Source organism: Paenibacillus sp. LHD-117 (assembly GCF_030929555.1).
Classification (GTDB): domain Bacteria; phylum Bacillota; class Bacilli; order Paenibacillales; family Paenibacillaceae; genus Pristimantibacillus.
The window spans coordinates 84312-102740 of the sequence record NZ_JAVFVT010000005.1 but is presented as its reverse complement, the minus strand read 5'-3'; the positions used below and the strand labels follow the sequence as shown (position 1 = coordinate 102740).

16 protein-coding genes are annotated in these 18429 nt (G+C 57.9%); 11 read left to right on the top strand and 5 right to left on the bottom strand.

What is annotated here, in order from left to right; genetic code table 11:
* Positions 1–113 precede the first annotated feature (113 nt).
* The 3 genes from RB620_RS05135 to ggt form a co-directional block, all read right to left on the bottom strand.
* The gene (locus tag RB620_RS05135) at positions 114–365 is read right to left on the bottom strand and encodes an AbrB/MazE/SpoVT family DNA-binding domain-containing protein (RefSeq protein WP_308092482.1); all 252 of its coding nucleotides are present in this window, start codon (positions 363–365) and stop codon (positions 114–116) included.
* A gap of 104 nt (positions 366–469) precedes the next feature.
* The gene (locus RB620_RS05130; protein ID WP_308092481.1) at positions 470–1726 is read right to left on the bottom strand and encodes an amidase family protein; all 1257 of its coding nucleotides are present in this window, start codon (positions 1724–1726) and stop codon (positions 470–472) included.
* Positions 1727–1886: 160 nt separating this feature from the next.
* Complete coding sequence (gene ggt / locus RB620_RS05125; RefSeq protein ID WP_308092480.1) at positions 1887–3467, bottom strand: gamma-glutamyltransferase; 1581 nt, start codon at positions 3465–3467, stop codon at positions 1887–1889.
* 221 nt (positions 3468–3688) lie between these two features.
* On the opposite strand from ggt, the gene chrS reads away from it, so the two are divergent.
* The 3 genes from chrS to chrA are packed head-to-tail and all read left to right on the top strand — an operon-like array spanning position 3689 to position 5400.
* Positions 3689–4174 (top strand): chromate efflux transcriptional regulator ChrS, encoded by a 486-nt coding sequence (gene chrS, locus RB620_RS05120; protein WP_308092479.1) that lies wholly within the window; start codon positions 3689–3691, stop codon positions 4172–4174.
* A 1-nt stretch (position 4175) separates the two neighbouring features.
* Complete coding sequence (gene chrB, locus RB620_RS05115) at positions 4176–4862, top strand: chromate efflux transporter ChrB (protein ID WP_308092478.1); 687 nt, start codon at positions 4176–4178, stop codon at positions 4860–4862.
* Positions 4849–5400 (top strand): chromate efflux transporter ChrA, encoded by a 552-nt coding sequence (gene chrA / locus RB620_RS05110; RefSeq protein ID WP_308092477.1) that lies wholly within the window; start codon positions 4849–4851, stop codon positions 5398–5400. The genes chrB and chrA overlap by 14 nt, the downstream gene beginning before the upstream one ends.
* 23 nt (positions 5401–5423) lie before the next feature.
* Here chrA and RB620_RS05105 read toward each other — a convergent pair whose 3' ends face one another.
* Positions 5424–6512: a Gfo/Idh/MocA family protein gene (locus RB620_RS05105; protein ID WP_308092476.1), complete on the bottom strand. Its 1089-nt coding sequence runs from the start codon at positions 6510–6512 to the stop codon at positions 5424–5426.
* 231 nt (positions 6513–6743) lie between these two features.
* Between RB620_RS05105 and RB620_RS05100 the strand changes: the two genes are divergently transcribed.
* The 7 genes from RB620_RS05100 (at position 6744) to RB620_RS05070 (ending at position 17087) form a co-directional block, all read left to right on the top strand.
* Entirely contained in the window at positions 6744–8177 is a 1434-nt protein-coding gene (locus RB620_RS05100) for an allantoinase (RefSeq protein ID WP_308092643.1), read from the top strand.
* Positions 8178–8196: 19 nt separating this feature from the next.
* Positions 8197–9492, top strand: a complete 1296-nt coding sequence (locus RB620_RS05095) for a M20 family metallo-hydrolase (protein ID WP_308092475.1) — start codon at positions 8197–8199, stop codon at positions 9490–9492.
* Positions 9479–10723: a pyridoxal-phosphate-dependent aminotransferase family protein gene (locus RB620_RS05090; protein ID WP_308092473.1), complete on the top strand. Its 1245-nt coding sequence runs from the start codon at positions 9479–9481 to the stop codon at positions 10721–10723. The genes RB620_RS05095 and RB620_RS05090 overlap by 14 nt, the downstream gene beginning before the upstream one ends.
* Positions 10724–11336: 613 nt before the next feature.
* Positions 11337–13247 (top strand): beta-N-acetylhexosaminidase, encoded by a 1911-nt coding sequence (locus RB620_RS05085; RefSeq protein WP_308092472.1) that lies wholly within the window; start codon positions 11337–11339, stop codon positions 13245–13247.
* A gap of 280 nt (positions 13248–13527) precedes the next feature.
* Complete coding sequence (locus tag RB620_RS05080; protein ID WP_308092471.1) at positions 13528–15390, top strand: CotS family spore coat protein; 1863 nt, start codon at positions 13528–13530, stop codon at positions 15388–15390.
* Positions 15341–16612, top strand: coding sequence for a glycosyltransferase family 4 protein (locus RB620_RS05075; RefSeq protein WP_308092470.1), 1272 nt, complete (start codon positions 15341–15343; stop codon positions 16610–16612). The genes RB620_RS05080 and RB620_RS05075 overlap by 50 nt, the downstream gene beginning before the upstream one ends.
* A gap of 145 nt (positions 16613–16757) precedes the next feature.
* On the top strand, positions 16758–17087 hold the full coding sequence (locus tag RB620_RS05070) for a hypothetical protein (protein WP_308092469.1): 330 nt from the start codon (positions 16758–16760) through the stop codon (positions 17085–17087).
* 2 nt (positions 17088–17089) lie between these two features.
* On the opposite strand, the gene RB620_RS05065 is transcribed toward RB620_RS05070, so the two are convergent.
* Positions 17090–17221: a hypothetical protein gene (locus RB620_RS05065; RefSeq protein ID WP_308092468.1), complete on the bottom strand. Its 132-nt coding sequence runs from the start codon at positions 17219–17221 to the stop codon at positions 17090–17092.
* Between the two features lie 404 nt (positions 17222–17625).
* Here RB620_RS05065 and RB620_RS05060 point away from each other — a divergent pair, with 404 nt between their 5' ends.
* The gene (locus RB620_RS05060; protein WP_308092466.1) at positions 17626–18369 is read left to right on the top strand and encodes a MerR family transcriptional regulator; all 744 of its coding nucleotides are present in this window, start codon (positions 17626–17628) and stop codon (positions 18367–18369) included.
* Positions 18370–18429 lie beyond the last annotated feature (60 nt).

Here is an 18429-nt window from a genome sequence, read left to right as displayed (position 1 = left end):
ATTCTCGAGCAACCACTTGGCTTTCTCTCCAAATTCGGGATGTTGTTCAAAGACATAGATGAAAATATTCGTATCCAATGCTACTCTCTTAAATGTAGAAAGGGGAAGAACACTCACCAGTTTTCTCGCTCCTTCCGAACGTAATCGTCGCTGGACTCATTCGCCCATAATTCTTTTCCCAGCCCCCACAATTTGTCTGAGAACGATTTAGGTTTTGGCATGACAATGATGTCGTCACGAACTTCATCGTATTGCCATAACAATTTGTCGCCTACGGCCAAATTTGCTTTCACGCGTATTTCCTCTGGAATTGTAATTTGGTATTTGGTCCGAATTTCGCTTTCCAATCTCGCATTAAGGTCCATGTCGCACCGCCCTCAAATTTGTCTTACTATACTAAAATTCTATCACACCCCTATACGGTTATTCCGACTTTTAAAACAAAGATGCTCTTATCAAGGAAGGAAATTCATTTTAATATATCTGATGCAGAAACCAGCCACTGCAATAGTCTGAGGTCCTGGCCGCGGGCCGCGATAAAGGACAGGCCGACTGGCAGACCGCCTTCGCCGGCAATCGGCATGGTCGCTTGCGGCAAGCCGGCTAGGCCTGCCACGCAGCAAAGCTGGAACGTCTGTTGGCGACGTTGCTCCACTTCCTCGCCGGTGCCGTTCTTGAGCGGCGTAACGGAAGGAACGGTAGGCGCGACGAGAATCGTATGCTCGTCCAGCAGCTCTCCCATCCGTCGAATGGCCGTTTGCTGAACGACCAATGCTTGTTGCAGCTCGCATTCTCCGATCGTGGACGCCCATTTGAACCGCTCGCCGATGTCCGCGCCGAAGACAGGCTGCGTTTGCGTAATCCATTCGCCGTGCATGCCCCAGATTTCATGGCCTTGAATGATCCGGAACGCGTTTTTCCAATCGTTAAGGCCGCGTTCTTCGGGAGCTGTCGTTATGGATTCGCCTTCCGCCACCATCTCCGAGAGGGAAGGCAAACACGCGGCAAGGGCGGCTCTCGTCGATTCGTCGGCCAAATTCCACATATCTTCCGCAATGAGGAGGCGCGTGAAGCCGTGTGTAGGTGCTGGTTCGGCAAAGGGAGAGCTGAGGGAGTCGTCGCTATTCCTTTCCTGTTCGCTGCTGGCTTGCTCGTCGTTGAACGCCTCAGTTTCCAAAAGCACTTTTCCCACGTTTAGCAATGTCCTCGCATCACGCGCCATCCATCCGACCGTATCGAAGCCGGGAGCGAGCGGGATGAGGCCTTCCGCGCTGACCGCGCCATGCGTCGGGCGGATGCCGTACACGCCGCAGTATGAAGATGGAACCCTGACCGAACCGCCGGTATCCGTGCCTACGGCAAAATCCGCAAGCCCGGCAGCCGCCGCGACGGCCGACCCGCTGGAGGAGCCGCCCGGGATGCGATCCGGGGCGGCGGGGTTGACTGGTGTGCCATAGTGAACGTTCTCTCCGTTAATGCTGAACATGAGCTCGTCCGTGATCGTCGTTCCGCGCAGCCGTGCGCCATTCTTCAGCAGCAGCTCCACCACGGCGGAATGCCGCTCCGCGGGACCGTGGGTCCGCAGCCAAGACGGATTGCCAGCGCCGGACGTATGTCCTTTGATCGCAAAAACGTCTTTGATGGCGAAGGTTAGGCCATCGAGGGGGCCAGTGCCCGTCGCTTCTTCCGATATGTTCTCGTTCGCGTAAACATTCCATGGATCCATCGTTTGACCTCCTTAGCCTGATTGGTGGTTCTTATGTTGGCGAGACCGACGAAGCAGCCGGGTTTAGCGCGCTAATTGCAGTAAGTCCGCGAAACGAACCTGCAGCGCGGAAATCCCGGCCGCCGGCGCCACAAAGCGGCCTCTGAGCCGCGCCCCTCGCCTACCAGCCGAGCGCGCTGCCGTCGCTACGGCGGTCGGCGCCGCCTTGCAGGAACCCTCTTTCGTCGCGGCGAATCGCGTGGGCGTGGCCCATGATGCCGTCGAAGTCGGCGACCTTGCGGACGAGATGGCCTGCGGCGCTCAGCCTGACTAGCGTGTCGTCCGGCACGCGGCCTTCCACTTTCAGCTCCTGCGTGGGCTCGCCCCAGGTGCGGCCCCATACCCAGCGCGGCGCGTCGATTGCCGACTGCGGGTCCATTCCGTAATCGACCATTCGCGTGAACAGCGCGGTTTGCGTCTGCGGCTGGCCTTCGCCGCCTTGCGTGCCGTACAGCAGGACGGGCTTGCCGCCTTGGCAGGCCATGGCCGGCATCAGCGTATGGAACGTGCGCTTGCCCGGCTGCAGACGGTTCACATGTCCGGGATCCAGCGAGAAAAATGATCCGCGGTTTTGCAACAGCACGCCGGTGCGACCCGCGACGACGCCCGAGCCGAACTCGAAGTAGAGGCTCTGGATGAAGGAGACGGCGTTGCCTTCCTTGTCGACGACGGCCGCATAAGCCGTATCGCTGCCAAGCGGCTCCGCCTGCTGCGAGCTGGCCCGACTTAGATCGATGGTCGCCGCTAGCTGCGCGGCATAACCTTTGTCCAGCAGCCGATCCAGCGGAACGGCCGAGAATGCCGGGTCCGTCAGGTGCGCATTGCGGTCGCGGAAGCTAAGCTTGAGCGCCTCCACGCACAGTTGGTAGTACTCGTAAGAGCCATGCTCCACAGCGGCAAAGTCGAAGTTTTCGAGAATGTGCAGCGCCATGATGCCCGTAAAGCCTTGCGAGTTCGGGGGCATTTGGAACAAATCATATCCGCGGTATGAACCGGATACCGGATCGACCCAATCGCCATGATGGTCGGCCAGGTCGTCCAGCCCCAGCAAGCCGCCGTGCCGCTCCAGGAACGACGCGATTTCCTTCGCCGTGTCCCCCTTATAAAAATCGTCCCGTCCGCCTGTCGCGAGCCTCCGAAGCGTCGCGGCCATGTCCGTTTGTTTAAACCTCTCGCCCGGCCGCGCCGCCCGGCCTCCCGGCAAATAAACGGCCGCCGTCTCCGGCGTCGCGGCTAGCATGCCCGCGTGCTCCACGGTGAACCCGTATTGATTTCCCGTCATCGGAAAGCCGGTCTCGGCGTAGCCTATTGCGGGCGAAAGCACCTCTCCCCACGAAAGCTTCCCATATGAGCGCTGCACCGCATCCCATCCGTCCACCATGCCGGGCACCGTCACGACGGAGCGGACGCCCCGATTCGGAATGGCGCCCAGTCCGGCGTAAGCGTCCAAGTTGGCTTTGTACCCCGATCTTCCGCTTGCGTTGTACCCTCGCATCGTTCTCTCGGCCGCATGGTAGGTGAGCCAGAACGAGTCTCCTCCGAGGCTGGTCATGTGCGGATAAACGACGGCAAGGCAAGCGCTGATCGCGACGGCCGCGTCGAATGCGTTGCCGCCTTGCGCAAGGACGCGTGCGCCCGCCGCCGTAGCCAAATAGTGCGGACTGACGACCATCGTCTCCGTGCCGATAACCGATTGGTTCATCCTGCTCACTCTCCCGATCTTCATGATGACAGATAAGTTCACACAACAATATGCTATTAAAATACCACCAACCCCTGAAGTGCGCAACAGTAAAGTAAGTGGAGATTATTTTTTATATTGAAAACGTATGAGATGGCGTATATATTAATACATATCGTAATGGAAATCGGGAATGAACCGACGATTCGAAAGATATAAAAGAAGGATGGGGGCTGGCGACGATGCACGAACAATGGGACGAGGCGGAACCGGTGACGGTGGAAATCGACGATATCGACCGCCGGATCATTAGGGAACTGAACGCGAACGGGAGAATGTCGTACACGGATCTGGCCAAGGAGATTGGCCTGTCCCGGGTCGCCGTTCAGGCAAGGGTCAACGCATTGATGGAGGCGGGCGTCATTGAACGATTCACGGCCGTCATCAATCCGGAGCGCATTGGCATCCAGGTATCCGCGTTCTTTAACGTAGAAGTGGAACCAAAGCATCTGTACGAAGCGGCGGATCAGCTGTCGACGGAGCCGTACGTGACGAGTCTTTATCATATGACGGGACCGAGCAAGCTGCATATGCACGGCCTGTTCCGCAACAACGCGGAGATGGAACGGTTCATGAAGGAGAAGCTGTACGTCCTGCCAGGCATTATGAGCGTCGATTGCCAGCTGCTGATCAACCGGTACAAGAGCCGGATGGGGATGAGGTTGTAGCATGGGGGAAGCAGCGGAAGAAGCGAAAGCGGCGAAAAGTTCCAAGCTAAGCAACCCTTACTTGCAGCTCGCATGGGCCATGATGAAAACGGGCGTGATCGGCTACGGCGGCGGACCGTCCGTCATCCCGCTCATCCGGTACGAGGCCGTTACGCATTACAAATGGCTGGAGGACGAGGAGTTCGGCGAAATATTGGCGCTCGCCAACGCGCTGCCCGGACCCATCGCGACGAAGATGGCCGCGTACCTTGGCTATCGCCGGAAAGGCGCCCTCGGAGCCGTCGTATCGGTGCTCGCGCATATCGTGCCTTCGGGCATCGCGATGATTGCGCTGCTCTCCGCCGTCCAGTGGCTGAGCGGCTCCGCTATTGTACAGGGCATGATCGGAGCGGTCATTCCCGTCATCGCAGTGATGCTCGGCGTTATGGCGTACGAGTTTGGCGAGCGGGCGGTTAAAGGGCTTGGTATTTATGTCGGCGTCGCTTTCTTCGCGCTGGCGTTCGGTTTGCTTCAATTGGCGCATATACATCCAGCAATCGTTATCGTTGTTTTCTTGGGATACGGAGCGTTCCATCTAAGAACCTCGGCAGCCTGGAAGAAACGCAAGGAGGAACGCATGTTGAAGCGGGAGCAGGAAGCCAGGAATCGGCAGCAAGAGAATGGGGGCGTGACCCGTGGAATGGACTGAGTGGCTTCAGTTGATCATCGGATTTTTTGTTGCGAATGTACTTGGCTACGGCGGCGGACCCGCCTCGATCCCGCTCATGTACCGCGAGATCGTGACGAATCACGCATGGTCCACGCCAGCCGAGTTCTCGAATATCCTTGCGCTTGGCAACGCGTTGCCCGGACCGATCGCGACGAAGATCGCGGCGTTCGTCGGCTACGATGTCGGCGGCTGGGTCGGCGTCGTCTTCGCGCTTGCGGCGACCGTCGTGCCCTCCGCGGTCGCGCTCATCATCTTGCTGAACGTGCTGCAGAAGCATCGGCAGTCGCCGGCGGTGAAAGGGATGACGCTGCTGGTGCAGCCCGTGATCGCCATCATGATGCTGCTCCTCACCTGGCAAATGGGAGAGAGCGCGATCGCTTCCATCGGCTGGCTGCAATCGCTTATTATCGCGGCAGTCGCGTTCTGGGCGATGCAGATCCGCAAAATCCACCCCGCCCTCGTCATCGTCGCGGCATTCGTCTACGGCGGTCTCGTCATTCCGAATCTGTCGATATAACGAGCCGACGTAGTAGAAGTCCTCTACCCCAAATCCGGTAACACGATATCCACTTCCTTGCCCGCGGCGGAGGAACGGAGAATGCCGTCGATGATCGCCTGGTTGTACAGGATTTCCGACGCCGGGATCGGCGCGTCGCCGCCTTCGCGCAGGGCGCGGACGAAGTCCTTCACTTTCTCCTCGAACACGTTCAAGTTATGTTCGATGCGGGGAATCGGGGTATGCGTATGCTGGCCCAACAGATCGTGGTAAAGCGTCATGCTGCCGACCTGCCCGTCCCAAACGCCTGACCAAGGGCCTTGTCCGTGAGGCGTCACCTTCAGCCCCGCATCGGTTCCAAGGAACATGGAGGCGCCGAGCGTATCCATATGCATCGCCCAGGATATTTTGAACTGGAGCGTAATGCCCCCTTCTAGACGAATCAAGGCCGCGCCGAAATCCTCGACATCGAAGCGGTTCGCCTCCGGATGATAGGCCGGGTTGGTGCCAAAATAGTTCGACGTCACGGCCGAAACGGTTAATGGCTTCGGATAATCCAATGCTTGAAGAGCGAAGTCGAGGGAGTAGCAGCCGATATCCGCCATCGCACCCGCGCCTGCCAGCTCCTTGCGAATGAAGGTGCCTCCAGGCATTCCTCTCCGGCGGCCGCCGCCTACTTCCACGTAATAGACCTTGCCGAGCTTTCCTTCTTGAATCACTTGCCGAATCAATTTCATGTTGGGGTCGTAGCGAGGCTGGAAGCCTACGGTCAGCATGCGGCCGGTCCGCTTCGACTCTTGCGTCATCTCGATCGCTTCATCCAGCGTAACGGACATCGGCTTTTCCAGCAGAACGTGCTTGCCCGCGCTCAGCGCGTCTATCGTCGTGCGATAATGGGATACGTTCGGCGTGCAGACGCTGACGCCGTCCAGATCAAGCTCGAGCAGCCGGCGATGGTCTTCGAACGCCAAGGCACCGCCTAGGCCCGCCGCGGAGAGGAACTGCTCCGCTCTTCCGGGAATAATATCCGCCGCTCCTACGATTTCGACATCCTCCATTTGTTGATAGGCCCTAAGATGGCCACCAGCGATTCCGCCGCTTCCGATAATGCCAATGCGAATTTTTCTGCTCAAGTGTAGTCAGCTCCTTGTTTAATGATGACATTAGCCTCATCGTAACACCGCCGCATGTGGCGTTGTAGTCGATGATTGCGTCATTTGCAGGTTACAAAAAAGCGACATCAGCGCGTAAACAACATCGTGACGGCGGTTGAAGCGGTTGTGCGGGGTAATCAAATGCAAGGTTCATTTTTGGCGCTCCTGCACAATGACAGCGCAAGGAGCAAGCGATTATGATGAAGGGGCATCAAGCAGGACGGTGTTAAGGAACCTCACATTCAGGAAGGGCAGGCGTCGTTTATGGAGGCAAAAGGACGGATGGACACCGTCATCCGGAACGGCACGGCGGTGTTGAAGGACGAAGTTCGGAGCGTGGATATCGGCATCAAGGACGGACGCATCGCGCAGCTGGGCACGACGGGCTTGCCGCAAGGCGCCCGGGAAATCGACGCTACGGGCCTAATCGTCATGCCGGGCATGATCGATGCCCACGTCCATCTGAACGAGCCGGGACTCGGCGATTGGGAAGGGTTCGAGACCGGCTCCGCCGCGCTGGCGGCAGGAGGTTGCACGACCTATCTGGATATGCCGCTGAACGGGGTGCCGCCGACCGTTACCGTGGCCGCATTCGAGCAGAAGCTGGCCGCGGCGCGCGGCCGTTCCCATGTCGATTACGCGTTGTGGGGCGGGCTCGTCCCGGGCAAGCTGGATCATCTGATTCCGCTTCACGAGGCCGGAGTGATCGGATACAAAGCGTTTATGTCCGAGCCGGGGGGGCCGGGGGAAGACGCCTTCGCCCGCGTGGACGATTACACGCTGCTGGAAGGGATGAAGATCATCGCGAGCGTCGGCAAAGTGCTGGCGCTGCATGCAGAGAGCGAGCCGATCGTCTCGAAGCTCGGCGAATCGGCGAAGCGGGAAGGCCGAACGTCGGCCGCCGACTTCGTTGCTTCCCGGCCGATCATCGCCGAGTTGGAAGCGATACACCGCGCGTTGTTTTATGCCGAGCGGACGGGGTGCGCGCTTCATTTTGTCCATATTAGCAGCGAAGAGGGCGTTCGGATGATCTCCGAGGCAAAGCGGAGAGGCGTCGATGTCACGGTGGAAACCTGCCCACATTACTTGACGCTGACGGACGGCATGCTGGCGCGCAAGGGCGCCGCCGCCAAATGCGCTCCGCCGCTTAGAAACGCGGAGGAGCAGCAGAAGCTTTGGGGCGCGGTTGCCTCGGGCCAGGTGGATATGATCTCCTCCGACCATTCTCCGTGTCCGGAGGAGATGAAGGACAAGGAACATTTTGCGGATGCGTGGGGGGGCATTGCGGGCGCTCAAAGCTCGCTGGAGCTCATTGTCGGGGAGGGTCACGTGAAGCGGGGCTTGCCGCTGACGGCCATCAGCCGGATGCTCAGCTACGAACCGGCGAAGCGGTTCGGCCTGCTGGATCGGAAGGGCGAGATCCGGATCGGCGCGGACGCGGATCTGGCGCTCGTGGATTTGAACGCGGCTTACGAGCTTAAGAAGGAGCAGCTCTATCATAGACATAAGCATAGCCCCTACATCGGGGAGACGATGTGGTGCGCCGTACGGTCGACGCTCTCCAGGGGGCGCGTCGTCTATGACGGGAAGGCTGGGCTGACTGGAGGCATGACAGGCGAATGGCAGCGATATCGTAGAGTTTAGGCGCAAGGGGTGGCATGGCATGGGACAACGCGCGAGGATGTCGGAGCAGGATCGGGAAGAGCTGCTCGAACGCTTGGAAGAGAAAATAGAGGCGTTCCTGGAGTGGTTGTCCGTATATTCGGCGGAAGGGGAAGGCGTGACGCGGCTTCTCTATACGCGGGAGTGGCTACAAGCCCAGCAAGCGCTGATGGGGAAGCTGTCGGACATGGGCTTAGACGCGTCGTTCGATGAAGTAGGCAACGTATTCGGCAAGCTGGCCGGACGGAAGCCGGAGCTGCCGCCCGTTCTGACGGGCTCCCATACCGACACCGTCGTGAACGGCGGCCGGTATGACGGCGCGTATGGCATTGCGGCGGCGCTTGTCGCGCTCGACTACTTGCGGGAGACGTACGGCGCGCCGATCCGTACCTTGGAAGCCGTGGCGTTAAGCGAAGAAGAAGGGAGCCGTTTTCCGCTCGCTTATTGGGGCTCTGGAAGCATAACCGGCGAACGCGGCTTCCGGGATATCGTGGGGCTGACGGATACGGAGGGCATATCGTTCGAGGAGGCGATGAACGGCTGCGGCTTCGGCGATGGGTGCGGAAGGCGAGCCCGGCGCGAGGACGTGGGAGCGTTCATCGAGCTTCATATCGAACAAGGCTCCGTGCTAGAGCGGGAAGGCATATCCGTCGGCGTGGTAGACGCCATCGTCGGCCAGCGGCGCTTCCAAGTGACGGTCGCAGGCGTTGCCAACCATGCTGGCACGACGCCGATGCGGATGCGCCGGGACGCGCTGGAGGGAGCGAGCGCCATGATTGCGCTGCTCCGCGAGGAAGCGCTTCGCAGAGGCGAGCCGCTTGTGGCGACGGTCGGCCGGCTGAGCGTGCAGCCGAACGTGCCGAACGTCGTGCCGGGACTTGCGGCGTTCACGGTGGACGTCCGCCATGCCGACGCGGCGGAGCTGGCGTCCTTCTGCGCTTGGTTTGAAGGGCGGTTCCGCGAGGCCGCGGAAGCCCGGGAACTCGGCTTCGAATGCGCGGAATGGTTCCGCGAAGAGCCTGCCCCTATGGACGAAACGCTGAAGGAGCAGCTCGATACGGTATGCGGAGAGCTCGGCATCGCTTCGCGGCGGATGGTCAGCGGCGCGGGCCACGACGCCCAGATGTTCCAGAGGCTATGCCCGTCGGCGATGCTGTTCGTGCCAAGCCGCGGCGGCATCTCGCATTCCCCGGAGGAATACACGTCGCCGCGCGAGCTGGCCGCCGGCGTTCTCGTCTTGACGGAGCTGCTGTACAGATTGGGTTACGAGGAGGAGGCAAGCAATGAAGAAATATAACGATCTGTCGCCGTCGCCGCGCACGATTATGACGCCTGGGCCCGTGGAGGTCGATCCCCGCGTGCTGCGCGCCATGTCGTACCCGATTCTTGGACAGTTCGATCCGGAATTTACGAATCTCATGAACGAGACGATGGGGATGCTGCGCGAAGTGTTCGCGACAGGCAACGAGTGGGCGTATCCGGTGGACGGCACGTCCCGGTCCGGCATCGAAGCGGTGCTGGTCAGCCTGATCGAGCCCGGCGACAAGGTGCTGGTGCCGATCTACGGCCGTTTCGGCCATCTGCTGGTCGAGATCGCGAAGCGCTGCGGGGCGGAAGTCGTCACGCTGGAGAAGGAATGGGGAAGCGTATTCGCGCAAGAAGAGATCATCGCGGGCATACGCGCGCATTGTCCTGCGCTCGTGGCCGTCGTCCATGGAGAAACGTCGACGGGAAGGCTACAGCCGCTGGACGGCATCGGTGCGATATGCCGCGAGGTGGACGCGCTTCTCGTCGTCGACGCGGTGGCGACGATAGGGGGCGTCAAGGTGGCGACGGATGAATGGCAGATCGACGCCGTGATGGGCGGCACGCAGAAGTGCCTGTCGGTTCCGTCGGGGCTGGCGCCCGTGACGTACAACGCGAGAGCCGAAGCCAAGCTGCTTCGGCGCAAGCGCATCGAACGCGGCCTGCTGACCGCGGAGGAAGCGGCCGTAGCCGCCGGGGCGGTCGGAGGCGAGGCGTATTCGCCGATTCGGAGCAATTATCTCGATCTCAGCCAGCTCCAGGATTATTGGAGCCCGGCCCGGCTGAATCATCATACGGAAGCGACCACGATGCTGTACGCGCTGCGCGAAGGGCTGCGGCTGGTGCTGGAGGAAGGGCTCGAGGAGCGGTTCGCGAGGCATCGCCTGCAGGAGTCGGCGCTCGTCTCGGGCATCGAGGCGATGGGGCTTCGGCTGTACGGGGATCCGGCCAGCAAAATGCCTGTCGTCACCTGCATCGAAATCCCGGACGGCGTTGACGGCGAGTCCGTCCGGGCGATGCTGCTCGCCGACTTCGGCATCGAGATCGCCAGCTCCTTCGGCCCGCTGAAGGGGCGAATCTGGCGCATCGGCACGATGGGCTACAGCTGCAGCAAGCGCAACGTCCTGCTGACGCTCGGTGCGCTGGAGGCGGTGCTGCTGCGGCATGGCTGCAAGCTGGACGCGGGCGCGGCGCTGCAGGCTGCGATGGACGTCTATGCCTAGTAGAACGATCATAAGAAACGGTTGCCATTACGGTTGATCTAGAACGCTAACGGAAGCAGCTGACGCTAATCGGCTCATTTTGTTCGATTTGAATATCTAACGGACGTAGGGAGCCTTATTTAGGTTTTTCAGTCTGAAAAACGTCATTTTCATTAAAATAAGAGCTACTGGTTCCTTTAGATATCTATATTGGCTCAAAATCGCATAATAAGAGCGCCCAATTCCGTTAGATCATCGAATGGTTACGGTCATTTCGGAGCTTCTATTAAGGCGCCAATAACCAGCGACGGCGGCGCCCGCTGCAGCGCAAGCAGCCGGAACGGCAGTCGCGACAAGCTGGGCAGCTTGAAGGCAACAACACTTTAGCCGCAGCATGATTAAGGTCTAGCGGGAACGGGCACACAAGAGGATAGCGGCGAGAGCTGCTATCTTTTTTTGGTGTCACAAAACGATGGATTCGCGCATGAATAATGATGTAAAATACAAATAGATGAATAAAAAGATCAAAATGTCGCTTGCGGATGTACGTATATTCGTCGTCACATCGACTTAAAGTCGTGAAGACAGGTCGCCATGATCGCCAGGAAGCAGGACATTACTGGAGGGGAACAACATGAAGCTGAAAGTGATAGGCGATTTAACGGAAGTGCGCGCCGGGATGGAGCTGCTGCTGGCGGACTTGAAGGTGCAGCAAGGCGAGGATGGATTGCCGGTCGAGGTGTCGAGTTCGGAAGGGGAGCTGGAGGTAGGCCTTGAGAACGGCCGGGCGTATATCCGGTACGGCGCGAAACATCAGTTTTTCCGCGCGCTCGGCTTGCTAGTCCAGAAGGGACAAGGCGGCGGAACGTTCCATATACGGGAAAAGCAGCAGTTCGATACGATCGGCCCGATGTTCGATCTGTCTCGGAACGGGGTGCTGACGGTAGGCAGCTTCAAATTCCTGCTTCGCAAGATGGCGCTCATGGGTCTGAACAGCGTGATGTTATATATGGAAGACACGTACGAGCTGGAGGGAGAAGCGTACTTCGGTTACATGCGGGGCCGATACTCCGCGGCGGAGCTGCGGGAAATCGACGATTACGCGGATCAGTTCGGCATTGAAGCGTTCCCGAGCATTCAGACGCTGGCTCATCTGGAGGAATTCCTGAAGTGGGAGCCGGTAAAGGCATACAAGGATACGAAAGGAGCGCTGCTCGTCGGCGACAGCCAGACCGACCGTCTGGTCGAAAACATGATCGCCGCCGTCAGCGCGCCTTTCCGCAGCAAGAAGATCCATATCGGCATGGACGAGGCGGAGGAGCTCGGCCGCGGCAAGTTCCTGGACCGCAACGGCTATGTCAGCCGATTCGAAATCATGACGGACCACCTCGACAAGGTGCTGGCCGCCGTTCGCCGCCTTGGCCTGAAGCCGATGATGTGGAGCGACATGTTCTTGAAGCTGGCCTCCGGCAGCGGCGAGGACTATTACGGCCACGAAACGCAAATTCCGGAGGAGATGGCCCGCCGCATCCCGAAGGACGTGGACATGGTCTACTGGGATTACAACCATGTGGAAGAGTCCGATTACGAGACGCTGATCGCGAAACATCGTCCGCTCGGCAACAATCTCGTATTCGCGGGCGCGGTCTGGGTGTTCAATACGTTCGGCGTCAACTACGGGCTGTCGCTGCCGGCGACGGACGCGGCACTGACGGTATGCAAGAGGGAAGGCATCCGCGAGGTATACGCCACGATGTGGGGCGACGACGGCATGGAGAGCAATCCGTACATCGCGCTGTTGGGCCTGCAATTCTACGCGGAGCATGCGTATTCGGAAGCGTCGCCAAGCGACGCCGTCGTGGCCGAGCGCGTCGAGTTCTGCACGGGCATCGCGGCGGATGCCTACCTGCAGCTCAAGTACCTCGACGAGACGCCGGGAGCGGAGCCGAACAACCAGAAACAAAGCAATCCTTCGAAGTTTCTGCTCTACCAGGACGTGCTGCTAGGCATGTTCGACAAGCAGATCGAAGGGCTGCCGATGAACGAGCATTACGATCGGGTGGAGCAAGAAATCGTCGCCCGCCGCAGGCCGGACGCCGAGCTGGATTATCTGTTCGAAGTGCCGCAGAAGTTGTGCGGCATTCTGAAGCGGAAGAGCGAGATCGGCATCGAGCTGAAGCGTGCGTATGACGGCGGCGACAAAGCCGAGCTTGAGCGGATTGCGCGCGAGGTGCTGCCGGTCATCTCCAAGGCGGTAGCGGAGCTTCGGACCGCGCATCGCGCACAGTGGCTCAGCATGTTTAAGCCGTTCGGCTGGGAAGTCATCGACATTCGCTACGGCGGCGTCGTCAGCAGGTTGGATACGGCCGTCATGCGCCTTATGGATTATGTCGATGGCCGCATCGACCGAATCGAGGAGCTGGAGCAGGAACGCCTCGCCTACAGTACGGTCAACCGCTTCAACCAGAAGGGCGCGGGCTGGTGCAGCTATTATTACCGGATGGCTTCGCCGAACGTGTTTTTCCACGTCATCAACCCGTTCTAAAACTACGCCCAAGCCGAATTCAAGCAGATCCACCTATGCCCCAGCGGCATGGAGCGGGTCTATTTTTTTGTCTAGTTGTGGGATTTATCCTTTGCCGCGAAACGACGGCTGTTACCGTGGAAAGACGGCGTCTGCCGCATGTTTTTCGTGACAAGTATCCGTAATTGGTTCGGCGAACGGCTCACTGGGCCTCCACTCATGTCCAATCGGCGGCCTTTACAAAAGCATATACATAAGGGAACATCGCTTATACAGCTTTTTTAGAGTGGAGGTAGCTTAGTTGGAACAGTATCAAATTGTGCCATGGGATACCCTGTCGCCGGAAGAGTCGCCCGCCATGAATCTGGAGCAATACGTCCCGCCGGAGCTGGAGAGTCTGGCGTATGATGTGATCAATTCCTATGATATGAAAGTAAGCAATATGACGTTGATTACGTCCAAACCGGACAAAGGCGGAGCGATCTGGAGAATCGAGACGAACCGCGGCCCGAGAAGCTTGAAGGTGCTGCACCGCACGCCGCAGCGGAGCTTGTTCAGCGTAGGCGCACAGGAGTACGTAGTGGGCAAAGGCGCGAGGGTGCCGGGGATCATTCTGACCAAAGAAGGCAAAAACTCCGTCGTAGCCGGAGGCAAACTGTGGATCGTGACCGACTGGATCGATACGCTGACGCCCGTCATGAAGATCGATCTTGAAGGCGCGAAAACGTTGTGCCACGGACTCGGGGAATTCCATCAATGGTCGAAAGGGTACGTGCCGCCGCTGGAAGCCGGCAGTTCGTCCCGGATTTACAAGTGGGAGAGCCAATATCAGAAAATCATGACGAAGATCGGCTGGTTCCGGCATATCGCCACGGCGTATCCGGAGACGCAAGCAAGCGCGCATCTGCTGTCCGTGCTGGATACGTTCGAAGGCCAGGCTCAGGAAATCTTCAAGCGGTTTCAAGCTTCGGCCTACAACAGAATGGTCGCCAAGGGCGAAGCGCACTGGGGGCTTGCCCACCAGGATTACGGATGGTCGAACGGCCAGATGGGGCCCGGGGGCATCTGGGTCATCGACCTCGACGGGGTCGCCTTTGATCTGCCGATCCGCGACTTGCGCAAAATCATTACGAGCACCATGGACGACATGGGTGCCTGGGACTTGGAATGGATTAGAGGGGTCATCGCCGCCTACCACGAGGCGAACCCGCTGGATCAGGAGACGTTCGAGCTGCTGTGGATCGACATGGCGTTCCCTAACGAATTTTACAAGCATGTCAAGGAGGTCGTCTTTAACCCCGTAACGTTCATGGACACGGAGTTGAACGCGATTCTCGACCGGGTCGTCACGACCGAGACGAACAAGTGGGTAGTGCTTGGCGAGCTTGAGAAGGACAAAGCGAAGTATCCGGCCGGCAATTACACGGAAGTTACGGTTGCGCCAAGCCTGCCTTACCGGTACAAAGATTACGCCAAAGGCGGCACGACGCCGCTGCCGCAGCAGCAGCAGCTCGATCCGTCGAAGCCGAAGCGTTCGGACAAAAGGGATTACGTGCGTCTCGTCGTCAATCCAGATGGGAAAGCGAAGCTTATTCCCGGAGGAGAGAGAGCGATTCCCAGAGAGTTGCCCATTCCCGAAAGAGAGAAGCCCAAGAAGATCGCAATGCAAGAAGAGAAGCCCAAGAAGATCGCAATGCAAGAAGAGAAGGAACTCCAATCGAAGAAAAAGAAGCGCAGGCTTCAGCGCGCTGAGCTGCCTAAGAACGAGAAACAGCTCAAATCAGGGAAATCGAAGGCTCCTGGATCGGGCCAATTGAAAAAAGCGAAGAAGCTAACGGCCGCATCGGAGGCGGCGATTCCATCCAGGCCGTTGATCAGCAAGCCCGCGACGGGAGGTCCCCGCAGGCTGCGGCAAGAATCCGGCGGAGCCTCGGCGAAAAGAGCCGTCTCGGCATCCGGGCCGAAAGCGGCTAAAGGAACGACGAATAAACAAGCGAAAAAAACCGCGAGCGGAAACCGTCCTTACTCTTCTTTGCGCAAAAAAACGAAGAAGGCAAGGGTAACGGCCTATCTATCCGCTTATCGCTCAAGTATGGCGGCAAGGAGGGCTAGACGTGAATATTTTGATGATCTGCACGGAGAAGCTGCCGGTTCCGAATATTAGGGGAGGCGCCATTCAAACTTATATCGGAGGAGTAACCGCTCTGCTTAAAGCGCGCCACCAGATTACGATTATCGGCAGGGACGATCCGCAGCTTCCGAGCGACGAGCGGCTGAACGGCGTCCGGTATTTGCGGTTCGAGTCGGCCGGGGTGCTCGAAATTTATATGAGCAACCTGTTGCCCTATCTGGCGGCGAGCAAGGAACGTTACGACGTCATTCATATTTTCAACCGTCCGAGGCTGGTGCTGCCCGTCGCGGAAGCGATGCCGAACGCGCGTATCGTGCTGAGCATGCACAACGATATGTTTAACCCGCACAAGCTGGCCAAGGAGGAAGGGGACGCCGTCATCAAGCGGGTCGATACGATCGTTACGATCAGCAACTATATCGGAGCCGCGATCTGCAAGGATTACCCGCAAGCGGAGCCGAAGATCCGAACGATCTATTCCGGAGTCGATCTTGGGCGGTTCGCGCCATGGAAAATGTCGCAATCCGCGCTCAGGGACAGGGAAGAGATTCGTTCCCAGCATGGATTGAACAACAAAAAAGTAATTCTGTTCGTTGGCCGCTTGTCGCGGAACAAAGGGCCGCATGTGCTGGTTCGCGCGATGTCCCAGGTGAAGCATTCCGACGCCGTGCTGGTCATCGTAGGAGCGGCTTGGTACAGCGACAACCGCATCAGCGATTATATCGCCTACTTGCGCGCCATAGCCGAAAAGTCGCCGATCCCGGTCATGACGACGGGCTACGTGCAGGCGAGCGACGTGCATAAGTGGTTCTGCGCGGCCGACGTCTTCGTATGTACCTCGATCTGGGAGGAGCCGCTAGCCAGGGTCCATTACGAAGCGATGGCGGCGGGACTGCCGCTCATTACGACCGCGAGAGGAGGCAATCCGGAAATTATTCGCAACAACAACGGCATCATTATTCAAAATCCGGAGGAGCCATCGGAATACGCTGCGCAAATTAACACGATGTTATCGAACGTAAGCGGGTCCAGACAGATGGGCTTGCAAGGCCGCAAGCTCGTCGAAGAGAACTTTACGTGGAACCACGTCGCAGGCCAAATTTTGGAGGTTTGGGGCAGATTACCGGCCCCGGTCACTGTCGCCGCGCGGGAAGATGTGGCGCTTCATGCGGTACCGCAGGGCGATGTGGAGATATCCTCCGTGCCGGCTCAGCCCGCTGGAACGGATCTAAAGGAAGACGAAACGACCGAATAACGCATAATCCGGTTTGATCATAGAGTAGGCCGATGGCGTTGCAGCGTGCTGCAACGCCATCTTTGCGCATAAATTCTCAGAATTTGAAAAAAGACGCTTCCAACGGCCGCATCGCGCGAGTGTAAGGAAGCGTCTTTCGTGCGGGGTGATTCATGTTCCTGGAGAGAACGGGAAAAGTGCATTTCGTTTACGAAGGTACTTATCAAGCCGAAACAATGGACGACTGCTATTCGTCGTCGTCATCATCATCATCGTCGTCGTCATCGTCGTCGTCGTCATCGTCGTCATCATCATCGTCGTCGTCATCGTCGTCGTCGTCGTCATCATCGTCGTCATCATCGTCGTCGTCGTCGTCATCATCGTCGTCATCGTCGTCATCGTCGTCATCATCGTCATCATCGTCGTCATCATCGTCATCATCGTCGTCATCGTCGTCGTCGTCATCATCGTCATCGTCATCGTCATCGTCATCTGAACCTAACAAGCTGAGAGAGTTGTCATCCTCATCCTCATCATCGTCGTCGTCATCGTCGTCGTCATCGTCATCATCGTCGTCATCGTCATCATCGTCGTCATCATCGTCATCATCATCATCGTCTTCATCTTCATCTTCATCTACATTCTCGGAAGCTACTTCAAAGTTGACTCCCGCGACCTTTTTCCACTTGATGGAAGACAATGCCTTTTTGATATCGGATTTGCTGAGTCCTTCTTCTTCCAATGAAATTTCCCGTGTGCTGCCGTCTACGAATTCAATCATGATGTTCATCACATCTTTTGTCCGCAGTACGTCTTTTACTTGCTCCAGGATAGACAAATCATAATCCCTCCGTCTATTTCGATTTTTCAAGCTAGTATATTGTATAAGCGGATTATCTAGTTGGTATGGGTTAATGGAGCTAGATAATCGTCGCTTTTTGCTAGAATAGGATTAGAAAAAAGTTGAAGGCAAGGTATTGACTCTCACGTTACGTGATACCTTAAAGTGAAATCAAGAAGGAGGCGAGAACGCGATGAAGGTAAAAGAAGTTGCAGATCTGGTCGGGATCAGTGTGCGCACACTGCATCATTATGATGAAATCGGATTGCTTATTCCCGACCAGGTCACGGAATCCGGGTATCGCGATTATTCGGAGCGTAATTTAGAGCTTCTGCAGCAAATTTTATTTTTTCGTGAACTCGGGTTTCCTTTGAAAAAAATAAAAACCATCGTCACGAGCCCCTCGTTCGACCGGCTCGAGGCGCTTCGGCTGCATCGGGAGATGCTGCGGGAGAAGCGGAGCCATCTGGACCAACTGCTGCGGACAGTGGAGAAAACGATTAGGCACGCGAAAGGAGAGGTTACGATGACCAATCAGGAGAAGTTCAAAGGGTTCGACTTCGGCAATAACCCTTACGAGCAAGAAGCAAGAGAACGCTTCGGCGACAAAGCCGTCGACGATTCGAACGCGAAGATAGAGAGTATGAAGAAGAACGGCCAAATCTGGGCGTTCCAGGACGAGGTGAACGAGCTGTACAAGAAGCTGGCGGCCGTCCGGCACGACGACCCGGCTTCGGAGTCGTCGCAGGAAGCGATCGGCGGCTGGTTCGAGCTGCTGAACAAGATGGGCTCCTATTCGCTCGAGGCGTTCAAAGGCCTTGGACAAATGTACGTCGATGACGAACGTTTCACGAAAAACATCGACCAATTCGGCGAAGGGCTCGCGGCTTTCATGCGCGACGCCATGGCGATCTACGCCGACAGCCGTCAAGGCTAATCACCCGCAACCGTAAGCGGCAATCGCCAAGCCCTCGATCACTGGGATCGGGGGCTTTAC